Annotated in this window: 9 protein-coding genes and 1 pseudogene; 5 read left to right on the top strand and 5 right to left on the bottom strand. The window is 71.3% G+C overall.

What is annotated here, in order from left to right; genetic code table 11:
* Positions 1–29 precede the first annotated feature (29 nt).
* Positions 30–1,319, top strand: coding sequence for an MFS transporter (locus MKK84_RS06380; RefSeq protein WP_243917728.1), 1,290 nt, complete (start codon positions 30–32; stop codon positions 1,317–1,319).
* Positions 1,320–1,696: 377 nt separating this feature from the next.
* Positions 1,697–2,956, top strand: coding sequence for an SPFH domain-containing protein (locus MKK84_RS06375; protein ID WP_243917726.1), 1,260 nt, complete (start codon positions 1,697–1,699; stop codon positions 2,954–2,956).
* A gap of 48 nt (positions 2,957–3,004) precedes the next feature.
* On the opposite strand, the gene MKK84_RS06370 is transcribed toward MKK84_RS06375, so the two are convergent.
* The 4 genes from MKK84_RS06370 to MKK84_RS06355 form a co-directional block, all read right to left on the bottom strand.
* Complete coding sequence (locus MKK84_RS06370) at positions 3,005–3,973, bottom strand: zinc-binding dehydrogenase (protein WP_243917891.1); 969 nt, start codon at positions 3,971–3,973, stop codon at positions 3,005–3,007.
* A gap of 181 nt (positions 3,974–4,154) precedes the next feature.
* Positions 4,155–5,543, bottom strand: coding sequence for an amidase (locus tag MKK84_RS06365; protein ID WP_243917724.1), 1,389 nt, complete (start codon positions 5,541–5,543; stop codon positions 4,155–4,157).
* Between the two features lie 14 nt (positions 5,544–5,557).
* Positions 5,558–7,006: an amidase gene (locus tag MKK84_RS06360; RefSeq protein ID WP_243917722.1), complete on the bottom strand. Its 1,449-nt coding sequence runs from the start codon at positions 7,004–7,006 to the stop codon at positions 5,558–5,560.
* Between the two features lie 13 nt (positions 7,007–7,019).
* Positions 7,020–8,612: an ABC transporter substrate-binding protein gene (locus MKK84_RS06355; protein ID WP_243917721.1), complete on the bottom strand. Its 1,593-nt coding sequence runs from the start codon at positions 8,610–8,612 to the stop codon at positions 7,020–7,022.
* Between the two features lie 214 nt (positions 8,613–8,826).
* Here MKK84_RS06355 and MKK84_RS06350 point away from each other — a divergent pair.
* From MKK84_RS06350 to MKK84_RS06340, 3 genes and pseudogenes are all read left to right on the top strand, one after another.
* Positions 8,827–9,672, top strand: a pseudogene (locus MKK84_RS06350) (aspartate dehydrogenase).
* A gap of 94 nt (positions 9,673–9,766) precedes the next feature.
* The gene (locus MKK84_RS06345; RefSeq protein WP_243917719.1) at positions 9,767–11,131 is read left to right on the top strand and encodes an MFS transporter; all 1,365 of its coding nucleotides are present in this window, start codon (positions 9,767–9,769) and stop codon (positions 11,129–11,131) included.
* A gap of 301 nt (positions 11,132–11,432) precedes the next feature.
* On the top strand, positions 11,433–12,200 hold the full coding sequence (locus tag MKK84_RS06340; protein ID WP_243917717.1) for a molybdate ABC transporter substrate-binding protein: 768 nt from the start codon (positions 11,433–11,435) through the stop codon (positions 12,198–12,200).
* Between the two features lie 48 nt (positions 12,201–12,248).
* On the opposite strand, the gene MKK84_RS06335 is transcribed toward MKK84_RS06340, so the two are convergent.
* The coding region (locus MKK84_RS06335) for an alpha/beta fold hydrolase (protein WP_243917715.1) at positions 12,249–13,034 on the bottom strand (786 nt) is incomplete at its 5' end.

The raw sequence follows: 13,034 nt of genomic DNA, 5'->3' as shown, positions 1-13,034 counted from the left end.
GAGAAGCTCTGCGCAGGATTAGCCTGCGTTTGCTGCCATTTCTGGCGCTGAGTTACCTCGCGAACTACATCGACCGGGTCAACGCGGGCTTCGCCGCCCTGCAGATGAACCGGGAAGTCGGGCTGACGGCGAGCGCGTTCGGTCTCGGCGGCGGGATGTTCTTCATCGCCTACCTGCTGTTCGAGGTGCCGAGCAACCTCGCGATGGTCCGGGTCGGGGCGCGCCTGTGGCTCACGCGGATCATGATCACGTGGGGGCTCGTCTCCGGGGCGATGGCGCTGACCTCCGGTCCGGTCTCCTTCTGCGTGCTGCGGTTTCTGCTCGGCGCGGCGGAGGCCGGCTTCGTGCCCGGCGTGATCCTGTACCTGATGCAATGGTTCCCGGCCCGGGAGCGGGCCCGCGTCATCGGCCTGTTCATGGTCGCGAGCCCTGTGGCTGGTATCGTCGGCTCGCCGATCTCGGCGGCACTGCTCGGGCTCGACGGCTGTCTCGGCCTCTCGGGCTGGCAGTGGCTGTTCATCATCGAGGCGATGCCGGCCGTCTTGATCGGCCTCGTCGGCCTGTTCTGGCTGACCGACTCGCCCGCGCAGGCACGTTGGCTCGACCCGGAGCACAAGGATTGGCTCGCCGGCCGTCTCGCCGCCGACGCTGCCGCACGGATCAGCGTCGAGAAGACCTCCGTCTGGGCGGTGATGGGTGACCGCACGGTGCTGGTGCTGTCGCTGATCTACGCGGGGCAAGCCACCGCCAACGCCGGCTTGTCACTGTGGCAGCCGCAATTCCTGAAGTCGTTCGGCCTCTCGACGGCGGAAGTCGGCCTCGTGAACGCGATCCCGTTCGCCGTCGCCGCGTTGGCGATGTACGCGGGCGGCCGGAGTTCCGATGGGCGCGACGAGCGCGTCTGGCACACGGCCGTGCCCACCGCACTGACGACGCTGGGCCTCTGCCTGTGCCTCGTCCTGCACGGCTTGATCCCGACCGTATTCCTGTTGTGCCTCGCCCTGCTCGGCGTATCGGCGTCGCGCGGCCCCTTCTGGGCGCTGACGACCGAGTGGTTGTCCTCGCGCGCGGCAGTCGCGGGGATCGCACAGATCAACGCGGTGGGCACCGGCGCGAGCTTCTTCACGAGCTGGGCGACCGGGGCGATCAAGGATGCGACCGGAAGCTGGACCGTGGCGCTCCTGCCGCTCGCCGGCGTGACCGCGGTCGCCACGGTGGCCGTCGTCCTGCTCGGACGCCCGATGCCCTCGGCCTCGGCGTCTTCGGACCGATCCGAGCCGCCCGTGAACCCGACGACGCCCGTGGCGGCGGAGCCGTGAACGCCGTCCGCGCCCTACGTGACGCGATGGTCGCGGCGCCAGCCTTCCGGCGTGACGTGTTTTGGCACGAGAGCGCCGGAAGGCTTTGTGGCCACGCTGCGCCCCGCGGAATTCACGACCGGTGCCAGGACCGCCGCGGCTGGTCCAGCATGGGGTAGTCGGCACGCCTGATCCGGCGATTCGACGGAGCATCTCACGCCGGCCGGTGCGCGGCCTGCCCCTGCGGGCGGCACCCCAAACGAAGGAGTGTAGGGGTTGTTCCATACCGCGGCAGCTCGGCTCAAGGCCGAGCTTCGCGAAAAAGACCCTGACACGCTTCGGCACGAGTACTGATATCGGCGACGCTCATCTTGGGCATTCGATCCTTGAGACTTTGCATGTCTACGCTCATCCGCGCTGGCCTGTCGCTCGGCGCCGTCGCGGTTTTCGCCGGCCTGCCGCGGCTCGCCTCGACCGAGGCCGGATTGGCCGCGGGCCGTATAGCCGTCGCACAACTCTCCGACAGCGATGCCGCCCCCTTCAAGACACAGATCGCGTCCGACCTCGCTGGCGGCTCGCCCCTGCCGTTCCTGGCACTGCTCGCCGTCCTCACAGTGATCTGGCTCGTGCCCGCCCGACGCATCCCCCTCGCTATCCTGCTCCTCGGGCTCAGCGCGTTTGTGGAGCCTGAGCCCGCGCGCGCCTACTTCAGCAAGTACGACTACGGCGAATACATCGAGATCCTGCCGAACCAGTCGGCCTTCGTGATCCCGGAGAGCGGGGACACGAAGACCACGCAGGCGCAGTTCGGCTCGGAGCGGTTCCTCGCCGAGAGCAAGGTCGCGGCCAAGCGCGTGCAGATCCCGCACACGAAGCTGCCGAACACCGGGACGCTGTCGGACTACTACGTGCCGGCCGCGCGCCTGATCATCGTCGACCGCACGCCGGTGTCGCGCGAGTGGACGACGTCGGCCAATCGAGGCACGTCGAGCGCCGATCAGGGCTTCCGCTTCGAGACCGCAGACTCGATCGGGCTGTCGACCTCGGTGGTCATCTCGGCCTTCGTGAAGGAGGAGGACGCGGCCAAGTTCCTGTACTGGTTCGGCACGAAGCCGGCCGCCCAGGACACGGACGAGGCGCGCTTCGCCTCGGTGCTCTACGGCCGCTCGCTCGCCGAGGTGGTCGACGGCAACGTCCACCGCACCGTGCAAGCGGCGCTCGCGCGCGAGTTCGGCCGCCGCTCGACCGATGACGCGATCCACCAGAAGGCCGAGATCATGGCGGCCGTCGAGAAGGCGGTGATCGACCAGTTCGCTCCGATGGGCGTCACAGTCACGACGCTGGGCTTTGCCGACGAGCTGAACTTCGAGAACGCCGCGATCCAGGCGGCGATCGACGACACGTTCATGGCCAACAAGCGGGCGCAGTCGGCCCAGGCGCAGCTCGCCACGCTGCCGATCCAGGAGCGGATCCTCGACTTGGAGATCCGCCGCTCGGACGCGCAGGCGCGGCAGACGCTGGCGGGGCGCTGGAACGGTAGCGTCTCGGGCTTCCTACCATCCTGGGTCGTGATCCCGAGCGACATCCTCGGCACGGTCCGGGGCTGGTTCGGCGGTGAGGTGAAGCCCGCACTTCCGGCCGCGGCGCCGAGAGGCTGACCTCGACGCGACCAAGCCGTCGGCGATCGGCGAGCCGAGAACCATGCGTCAGACGGTCAGGACGATCTTCCCGAAATGCTCGTTCTTCCTCATGCGGGTGAGCGCGGCCGGCGCCTCGGCCAGAGCGTAGCGGCCATCGATCGGCAGATGGAAGCCCCCGGCCGCGATCGCCGGCCACAGGTCGGCCCGGACGCGCGCGGTGATCGCGCGCTGCTCCTCGATCGACCGAGTCCGGTTGGTCACGCCGATGTAGCTGATGCGCTTCGTGGCGTGCAGATCGAAATCGAACTCGCCCCGGCTCCCGCCGAGGCGGCCGACGTTGACGATGCGGCCCAGGACCGCCGCCGCCTGCAGATTGCCGTTGGCGACCGGCGCTGAGACCTGATCGATGATCACGTCGACGCCCCGGCCGCCGGTCGCCGCCCGTACCTGCTCGGGCCAAGTCGGATCCTTGGTGTCGATCGCCAGGGTTGCGCCGAACTCGGCCAGGCGCGCGCGGTGCTCGGGGCTTCGCGACGTGCCGATCACCAATGAGGCCCTCCGCCACCGAGCGATCTGAAGCCCCATCAGCCCGACGCCGGAACTCGCCCCCTGGATCAGCACGGTCTCGCCCGGTTGCAGGTGCGCCTGCGTTATGAGCGCATCGTGCATCGTCTGCAGGGCGACCGGCAAGGTCGCGGCGACCTCGAACGACAGGTCCGCGGGAAGCGGAAGGGTCCGCCCGTGATCCGCCACGGCATACGCGGCGTAGCCGCCGGCGCCGGAACACATGACGCGGTCACCCGGATGGAAGTCGTTCACGGCCGCGCCGACCGCCACGACCTCCCCGGCCCACTCCAGCCCCGGGATCGCGTCGGGCCCTCCGGTCGGGCCGTGCGGCTGCCCCGAGGCGACGGCGAGATCGGCGCGGTTGAGGGCGGCGGCCCGAACCCGGACGAGCACCTCCGCGGGTTTCGGCGTCGGCGTGTCGATCTCGACGAGGCTCGGCCCCTCCGGTCCGACCACGATGGCCTTCATCCGGGTCTCGGCCGGCGCGATGGGGCGATCCTCGGCTGTGGCAGCGCGGGAGGCCAGGAATTGTGCGGCCGCGCCGGCCAGGAGGAGGCGTCGATCGATGTCCATAGATCTCTCCTGCCCTCGTCTGGCCTACACAGCTGGGCCGCAAATCACGGACGGCAACGGGATCACCGCCGCTCGGTCAGAGGACCACCCGCCGCACCGCCGCATCCATCCAGCGCGCGATCGCCGTCATCCGCGCGTCCGTGCCGGGCTGCCCGACGACCTGAATGCCCATCGGCAGGCCGCCCACGGCCGTGAGGGGGACCGTCACCACGGGCGCGCCGAGGAGCGAGCTCGGCGTATTGAACACGGAATCCCCCGTCGGGCGCGGCGCGAGCGGCTCGCCGGGACGATCGCCCGACCAAGGTGGCGCCGGTCCGGGCGAGGCCGGCGCGATCAGCGCGTCGAGCGTGGGCGCCAGCGCCGCGTACACGGTGCGCACCGCTTCCCGCCGATGCAGTAGATCCTGGTAGCCCTCGACCCCCAGGCGTTCCGCGGTCGCGACCGTGGCCTTGGCTCGCGCGCTGACGCCGTCGGGGTGCTGCGCCACGAGGTTGCGGATCGCCCAGTGATTCTCCCAGGCCGTGATCGTGTTGGCCATCTCGCGCACGCCGACGAGGGTGCGCTCGAGGCGTTCGATCGCGGGGGCGTCCCGGCGGCGCAGCACCGAGACGCCGGCGTCGGCGATCTGCGCCACCACAGCTTCGAAGGCTGCCCGCGACGTGTCGTCGAGCGCTTCCCACCCCTCCGTCTCCATCACCGCCACGGTGAGCGGGCGGTGCGGGGAGGGCGGGTCCGCGGGGCCGGCGAGCGGGGCGCGCCCCGGATCGCCGCCGGCCCGGCGCGCGATCTCGATCGACACGCGCCACATGTCCTCCGCGCAGGTCGCGTGCACGCCGTGCGTGCTCATACTGGTCGCCTGTCGCTCGCCGCGGTTGATCGCGCCTTGGGATGGCTTCAGGGCCCAGTTGCCGCAGTAGCTCGCCGGCCGGATGATCGAGCCACCGACCTGGCTGCCGATCGCGGCCGGCACCATCCCGGCCGCGACCGCGGCGGCCGAGCCCGAGGACGACCCGCCCGGCGTGTGCGCCGGATCAAACGGGTTCGTCGTCGCCGGCGGGTGCGTACCGCCGAGCTCGGCCGTGGTGGTCTTGCCGAGCACCACAGCCCCGGCCTCGCGCAGCGCCCAGACCGCGGCGTTGTCGCGTCGGGGAAAGTTGCCCGCGTAGGCCGCGCAGCCCATCTGGGTCGGCATGTCGCGCGTCTCGAGGAGGTCCTTGATCCCCACCGGCATGCCGTCGATCGGCGAGAGCGGCCGCCCCGCCCGCCAGCGCGCGCCGCTGGCGTCCGCAGCCTCCTGCGCCCCGGCCTCGTTCACGACCACGAAGGCCCGCACCACGGGCTCGCACTGAGCGATCACTGCGAGGCAGCGCTCCAGGTAAGCTCGCGGGGAATCGGCGCCCGAGCGGAACGCCTCCGCGGCGGCGTCGAAGCCTGGGGTCCGGCGGTTCGGATCGTAGGGGGCCATTTCTGCTCCTCGGGTCAGTCGAGTTCCGGCAGCGGCGGATGCCGGTCCGCCCAGGGTTTCGCCCGCTCGAAGGCGGCCGCGACCTGCAGCAGGCGCGCATCCTCGCCGACGCGTCCGACGAGTTGGATCGCGATCGGCAGTCCCGCTTCGTCGAAGCCGCAGGGTAGGCTCACGGCCGGGTTGCCGGTGAGGTTGAATGGCATGGTGTACGGGTACCAGGCCGCGCGCAGGTTCGGCACGGACGTCCCGTCGATCGTGATCGGCCCGAAGAAGTCCTGGTCGATCGGTAGGGCTGTGCGCGACAGGGTCGGCATCGCCAGGATGTCGGTATCTGAGAACCATCCCTGCACCTGCCGGTAAAGGGCAGTGCGCGCGAAGATCGCCGCGTAGAGCTCGGCCGCCGAGACGTCGCGCACCCGGTCCATCTGGCGCACGAAGGTCGGGCACAGGATCTCCCTGTGCCGCGCCATGTGGTGGCCGAACTGCGCCATCCGGTAGGCGCCGTTGCTGACGAACCAGAGCGCCTCGGGATTTTCGAACGGCGCCTCTTGCTCGCGCGTCTCGGCGCCGAGATCCGCCAGGGCGGCGACCGCCCGCTCGCAGGCTGCCAGCACAACGGTCGCCACGTGCGCGTTGCCGAGCAGCGGCCGCCAGCCGACGCGCAGCCCGGCGAGAGGCTTCGTCCTCGGAGGGAGCGTGTCCAGGGCCGCGACGAAGCCTGGCTGGGGCCGGCCCGCGCTGAGCGGATCCCGAGGGTCGGGTCCAGCCATCGCGTCCAGCATCAGCGCCGTGTCGCGGACGGTGCGGGTCATCGGCGTCACGTAGGAGATGTTGCCGAACCCATCCTGGGCGTACTCCTGCGGCACGACGCCGAGCCCCTGCTTGAATCCGACGACGCCGTTGCAGGCGGCGGGGATCCGCGTCGAGCCGCCGCCGTCCGTGGCGACGCCGAGCGCGGTCAGTCCCGCCGCCGCGGCGACCGCCGCCCCGCCGCTGGATCCGCCCGACGTGCGGCCCGCGTCCCAGGCTTTGCGCGTGCGCCCAAACAGGGGCGCCTCGGTTAGGCATTGCTGACCGAATTCCGGTGTGGTGATCTTACCCACGACGATCGCGCCGGAAGCCTTCAGGCGGGTCACGACCTCCGCGTCGGCCTCCGGCACGTGCGCGGCGAAGACGCGCGAGCCCCAAGTGGTGCGGATCCCGGCGGTCGTAACGAGATCCTTGATCGAGACCGGCAGGCCGTGCAGTGGCGCCAGCGGCTCTCCGTGCATCACCGCGGCCTCCGCTGCCCGGGCACCGGCGAGCGCCTGCTCCTCCGCGACGGTGATGAAGGCGTTCAGCACCAGTTGGGCCCTGGCGATACGCGCGAGCGTCGCCGTCATGAGCTCCACCGGTGACAGCCGCCGCGTTCGGATCAGGGTCGCGAGCTCCGCCGCGGGCGTGTAGGCGAGGTCATCCGCCATGATCCCGATCCCCTCAAGCCCGCCGCACGTTCCAGAAGGTGCTGAAGCCCTTCAGAATGCCTGTGAGGTCGCGCTTGGCCGCCGTGGCGTAGAAGGCTTGCCCCAGCGGCAGGAAGGGCACCTCGGCCATCGCCCGTGCCTGGATGTCCCTGCAGATCGCCCGCTGCTGCGCGGGATCGCCGCTCGCCAGCCACTGGGCGCGCAGATCCTCCACCCGTGCGTCGGTCGGCCAGCCGAACCACGCGCGCTCGCCGGTGCCGCGCAGGGCCAGGTAGCCCGCGGGGTCGAGGAGGTCCTGGCCGGAGAAGGTCGTGAAGAACGCGCTCCAGCCGCCCTGCGCGACCGGCTCCTTCTTGGCGCGGCGCTGCACCACGGTGCCCCAGTCGGTGACCTGCGGGTCGACGTTCATGCCGATGCGGCGCATCAGGTCGGCCGCCACCTCGCCCAGCGCCTGGAGCTTGGGGCTGTCGGTCGAGATCAGCACCACCGCGCGCTCGCCCCGGTAGCCCGCCTCCTCCAGCGCGCGCTTGGCCTCCTCGACCGGCCGCGGGTTCGTCAGGACGTCGAGGCCGGCCTCGCTCGCCATCGGCGTGCCGGGCGGGAAGACGCCGACCCCGTCGCGCCACAGGGCGCGGTCCTCGCCCATCATCGCCAGCATGAAGTCCTCCTGGCGCACGGCCGAGAGGACGGCGCGGCGCACGCCCGGATTGTCGAAGGGCGGGTGCAGGTGATTCACCCGCATCAGGGCGACGTTGCCGAGGGGATCGCCCTGGAAGACCTGGAGGTCGCGACTGCGGCGCAGGACCGGCAACAGGTCGGTGGGTGGATTGTAGAACATGTCGACTTCGCCCGCGACGAGGGCGTTGACGGCGGTGGCCGCGTCCGGCTGGACGAGCCACTCGACTCGGTCGAAGTGCACGATCTTCGGCCCGGCGGTGCCGCTCGGCGTCCCGGTCTCGCGCGGGCGATAGCCCTCGAAGCGGGTGTACACGGCGCGCGCGCCGACGACGCGCTCGTCCGCCTTGAAGCGGAACGGGCCGCTCCCGACGATCTCGGTGAGCTGGGTGAAGGCGTCGGTCCGTGCCAGCCGCTCGGGCATGATCGCGGGGTAGGGGGCGCCGTTGCGGGCCAGGGCGTAGGGCAAGAGCGGGAAGGGCCGCTTGAGGCGGAAGCGGATGGTGCCGTCGTCGGGCGCCGCGAGTTCGTCGGTCACGGCCATCAGCGCCCCGCCGAAGGCGTCACGGCGCGCCCAGCGCACGAGGCTCGCGACGCAATCCCGGGCGAGCACGGCCGAGCCGTCGTGGAAGTTCAGTCCCGGCCGCAGGGTGAGATCCCAGGTGAGGCCATCGTCCGAGACCGTGTGGCCGGCCAGCATCTGGTGCTGGGGCGTCAGCCGTTCGTCGAGGGCGAACAGCGTGTCGTAGACCATCGCCGCGTGGTCGCGGGTGACGTAGGCGGTGCTCCAGGTGGGGTCGAGGACCGTGACGTCGGTGTAGGGCACGTAGCGCAGGACGCGCGTGCCCTGCGCGGCGACGCGGCCTGGCCGTGCGATGCCCGCGGTGAGGGCCTGAGCCGCTGCGAGCTGGAGGAACCGACGGCGATCCATCCTGCACCTCGTCGAGCACGCACGCGCCCGGCGCGCCGGTCAGGGTCACATCCCCAGGGGCACATGGCAAGCCGCATGCCGGCGGCGCGTTCGGGCCTAGCCGCCGGTTGACCGGCGGTCCAAGATGGAAGCGATCCGCGTCATCCATCGGCACGGCCGATGCAAAGGGTGGCGGTGGCCAGCCGTTCCGGCCTCGAAAAAACGGGATCCCAGCATGCCGCCGCAGGAAGCAGCCAGATCGCCGGTCCGCGGTGGGCGCGTCGCGATCGCCGGCCTCGGCACTGTCGGGCGCGCCGTGGCGCGCGCCCTCGACGGGGGGGCCATTCCCGGACTGAGCCTGACCGCCGTCGCGGTCCGCGATGGCGGCAAAGCCCGCGCCGAGCTCGCGGCGCTCGCCGCCCCCCCCGAGGTCGTCACCGCATTCGATGCCCTGTAGCCGCGGGCGGACATCGTGCTGGAATGCGCGCCGTCCCAGTATCTCCCGGCGATCGTGCGGCCGTTCGTGACGGCGGGCAAAACCGCCGTCGTGTTGAGCTGCGGGGCGCTCCTCGACCACGAGGACCTCGTGGCGACCGCCCGCGCCTACGGCGGTCAGATCGTCGTCCCGACCGGCGCCTTGCTCGGCCTCGACGCCGTGACGGCCGCCGCGGAGGGCACGATCCACACGGTGCGGATGATCACCCGCAAGCCCGTGCGCGGCCTCGTCGGCGCGCCCTACCTCGTGGAGAACGGCATCGAGATCGCCGGCATCACCGAGCCGATGCGGGTCTTCTCGGGCAGCCCGCGCGAGGCAGCCCGCGGGTTTCCGGCCAACCTCAACGTCGCGGTCGCGCTCTCACTCGCCGGCATCGGACCGGATCGGACCGAGCTCGAGATCTGGGCGGACCCGAATCTCGACCGCAACACCCACCGCATCGAGGTCGAGGCCGACGCGGCGCGGTTCTCCATGACGATCGAGAACGTGCCGACCGACGAGAACCCCCGTACGGGCCGCATCACGGCCCTGTCGGTCATCGCCTACCTGCGCAAGCTCGCCGCCCCGCTCCGGGTCGGCACCTGACGGGCCGGGCCGAGCTGGCACAGCCCGTGCGGCCGGTCGCCTGCGCCCGGGCCAGCCTCTGCGCGCGGATGCCCCCTCAGACCCGGAGCGGCCCGTGACATCGACGAGCGACGAGACCCCGTCCGAGATCGAGCGGGCGACGATGCGGCAGGTCACGCTGCGGATCATGCCGCTCCTGATGCTGGGCTTCCTCGTCGCCTTCATCGACCGGGTGAACGTCGGCTTCGCGGCGTTGCAGATGAACGCCGATGCCGGCCTATCCGCGTCGGTCTTCGGCCTGGGCGCGGGCCTGTTCTTCATCGCCTACTTCCTGTTCGAGGTGCCTTCGAACCTGATGCTCGAGCGGTTCGGCGCCCGGCTGTGGCTGGCCCGCATCATGATCACCTGGGGGGTGATCTCCGCGGCCACCGCGCTCGTCGTCGGACCGGTCTCGTTCTGCGCGGTGCGCTTCCTGCTCGGCGCGGCGGAAGCCGGCTTCTATCCCGGCGTGATCTTCTACCTGACGCGCTGGTTCCCAAAGGCCTATCGCGCCCGGGTGATCGCCCTCTTCGCGGTGGCCGTGCCCCTGTCGAACTTCGTCGGCTCGCCGCTCTCGGCGGCGCTGCTCGGGCTCGACGGCTGGCTCGGTCTGCGCGGTTGGCAGCTGATGTCGATCGTCGAGGCGATGCCGGCCGTGGTGCTGGGCGTGCTGGTCCTGCGGTTCCTCCCGGAGGGGCCGGACCGGGCGCCCTGGCTCGACGCGGCGCAGCGCGGCTGGCTCACCGGACGTTTGGAAGCCGAGCGCGCGGAGCAGCCGCTGGTCCGGCCTTCCGTCTGGCGGGTGATCCTCGATCGGCGCGTGCTGGCGGCGGGCCTGATCTTCGCCGGCAGCGTCGGCGCGAGCGCGTGCCTGTCGATCTGGCAGCCGCAGATCTTCAAATCCTACGGCCTCACGACCATGGAGATCGGCCTGCTCAACTCGGTGCCGTTCGGGGTCGCGGCCGGGCTGATGGTGCTCTGGGCCCGACGCTCGGACCGCACGGGGGAGCGGGCCTGGCACGTCGCCGGGCCGCAGGCGCTCACCGCGCTCTGCCTCGCCGCGGCGCTGGCCGCCCAGGGGTTCGGGCCGACGGTGGCGATCCTGTTCCTGGCGATCCTGGGGACTTACGCCGTCAAGGGCCCGTTCTGGGCCATGGTCACGGAATGGCTGCCGCCGGGCGCGTCCGCGGCCGGGATCGCGCAGATCAACGCCATCGGCAATCTCGGCGCCTTCGTCGGGACGTACCTGATGGGCGTGATCAAGGATGCGAGCGGCAGCTACGCGCTGGGCCTGCTGCCGCTCGCCCTGGTCACGGCCACGGGCGCCGCTCTCGCGCTGGATTTGGGCCGCACGCGCGCGCCGCTGAGCCCCGTTCTACCGGGTGAGCAGGTGCAGACCGCAACGCTCGCCCCGCGGGCGAAGACCCGCGAGGCAGGATGAGGGGTAAGTCCCAGCTTCGAGCACCGCCCGCTCCGCGCCCTGTGGCCGACGGCCCGCACTCGCTATCCGGGATCACTTCCCGGAGCGCCCGAGCGGCGATGCCACGAGGAGAGGCGTCCCGGTGCCGCCGTATCAGGCGTCTCCGAGGCCGCGCTCGGACGGGGGAGGGCGCGACAGGCGGGGAGGCGGACGGCGGCCGGACGCGGCCCATCGTGTGTAGAGTGCAGCGCTCCGTGGTCCAAAGTCCGGCGCATCCCGTCGGTTCGCGCGATCGCAGGCATCGCGCCTGAGGAGAAATGCCATGTGCCGAGCTCAGCTGCTGTCGATCGCCTCCTGCATGGCTGCGCTGAGCACGCCCGCGGCGGCGGCCGACATCCGTGTGCTCGCGACGGGCGTCTACGCGTCCAGCCTGCGCGACCTCGCCGGGCCGTTCGAGGCAATGACCGGCGATCACCTCGTCCTGACGATCACCAATGCGGGCGGCGTCCTCGCCAAGCTTGCCGCGCACGAAGACGCCGACGTGGCCATGACCGCCTCGGCCGGCATCGACGCGCTCGTCGCGCGCGGCGACGTCCGCCCGGAGACCAAGGTCGATATCGCACGCATGCGGCTCGGCGCCGCCGTCAGATCCAGGGCCGCGCTCCCCGACCTGACGGGCGAGGCGGGTTTCCGCACCGCGCTCCTCGCGGCGCCCACCGTGGCCTACATCGATCCCAAGGGCGGCGGCTCGGCCGGCGCCTTCTTCGACGGGATGCTGACCCGGCTCGGCCTCGCCGAGGCAGTGCAGGCCAGAGCGGTGCTGTGCGCCACCGGCGCCGAGGTGGCATCTGCCGTCGCCTCAGGCCGGGCAGCGATCGGGCTGACACAGGCCAGCGAGCTCATCGACGCACCAGGTGTGGCGTTCGCCGGGTTCCTGCCCGAGGCCGTCAACACGTGGACGCCCTACGCCGCCGCCGTCACGACGACGACGCAGGACCCGAGCGCGGCACGCGCCTTCATCGCCTTCGTGACCGGACCGAACGGGAGCGCCCGGCTGAAGCAGGCGGGTTGGGACGTCCCGCCACGCTGAGGGAAGGACCCGTATCAGCGGGACATCCGAGGGGTTCAGCGTTCTCGATCAACCGGCGAGGAAGGCGAGCAGGCGCGCGTTGAACGCCTCCGCGCTATCCAGAGACGAGATGTGCGCTGCCCCAGGGATGATCGTGAATTGCGCATCGGCCATGCCGTCGCTGACCTCGCGCGCGACGGCGGGCGGGAACAGCCTGTCCTCTTCGCCGGCGATCACCAGGGTGGGATGCCCGATACCCTGGAGGCGGCCCGCGACGTCGAACGCGCGCATGCCGAGGGCGACGTTCGCGAGTGAGGACCCGCTGTGTCGCTCGGCCAAGCGGCACCAGGTCGCGTAAGTCGCGCGTCCGGCCGAGCTCTCCCGGTACTGCGCGTTGAGCATCACGGGCCACGTCGCTTGGAAGCGTCGGAGCGGCCCGCCCAGCTGATGAAACATCTCGACCCAGCCGGCGACGAGATCCGCCGTCGCCGGGTCGTTGAACGCGGCCCGCGAATTGGCCACGACCAGCCGGTCGACCCGCTGCGGCTGCTCGAGCGCGAGCGTCAGCGCGATCATGCCGCCGAGCGACAAGCCGCAGACCGAGACGCGCGCGATCGCGAGATGGTCGAGCAAGCCGATGACGTCCCGGGTCAGATCGTCCACGGTGGTGACGTCGGCGGCGGGATCCGACAGGCCGTGCCCGCGAAGATCGGGTAGGATCACGCTGTAGCCGGCGAACACCAGGGCGGCGACCTGGTTCATCCAGGACCACCCGGCGTTCGTGAACCCATGGATCAGCATTACGGGATCGCCTCGGCCGAGCACCTCGTAGTGCAGCCGGCGTCCGTCGCGTTC

Origin of the sequence: Methylobacterium sp. E-065 (genome assembly GCF_022829605.1) — a bacterium.
In the GTDB taxonomy this organism is placed as follows: Bacteria; Pseudomonadota; Alphaproteobacteria; order Rhizobiales; family Beijerinckiaceae; genus Methylobacterium.
The sequence above is the reverse complement of the archived record's forward strand: the minus strand, read 5'-3'. Positions and strand labels throughout refer to the sequence as shown.

Excerpts from the sequence above, each read along its gene's own strand:
- MKK84_RS06355 (WP_243917721.1), bottom strand. The coding sequence starts at position 8,612 with ATGGATCGCCGTCGGTTCCTCCAGCTCGCAGCGGCTCAGGCCCTCACC.
- MKK84_RS06370 (WP_243917891.1), bottom strand. The coding sequence starts at position 3,973 with ATGAAGGCCATCGTGGTCGGACCGGAGGGGCCGAGCCTCGTCGAGATC.
- MKK84_RS06340 (WP_243917717.1), top strand. The coding sequence starts at position 11,433 with ATGTGCCGAGCTCAGCTGCTGTCGATCGCCTCCTGCATGGCTGCGCTG.
- MKK84_RS06360 (WP_243917722.1), bottom strand. The coding sequence starts at position 7,006 with ATGGCGGATGACCTCGCCTACACGCCCGCGGCGGAGCTCGCGACCCTG.
- MKK84_RS06365 (WP_243917724.1), bottom strand. The coding sequence starts at position 5,543 with ATGGCCCCCTACGATCCGAACCGCCGGACCCCAGGCTTCGACGCCGCC.
- MKK84_RS06375 (WP_243917726.1), top strand. The coding sequence starts at position 1,697 with ATGTCTACGCTCATCCGCGCTGGCCTGTCGCTCGGCGCCGTCGCGGTT.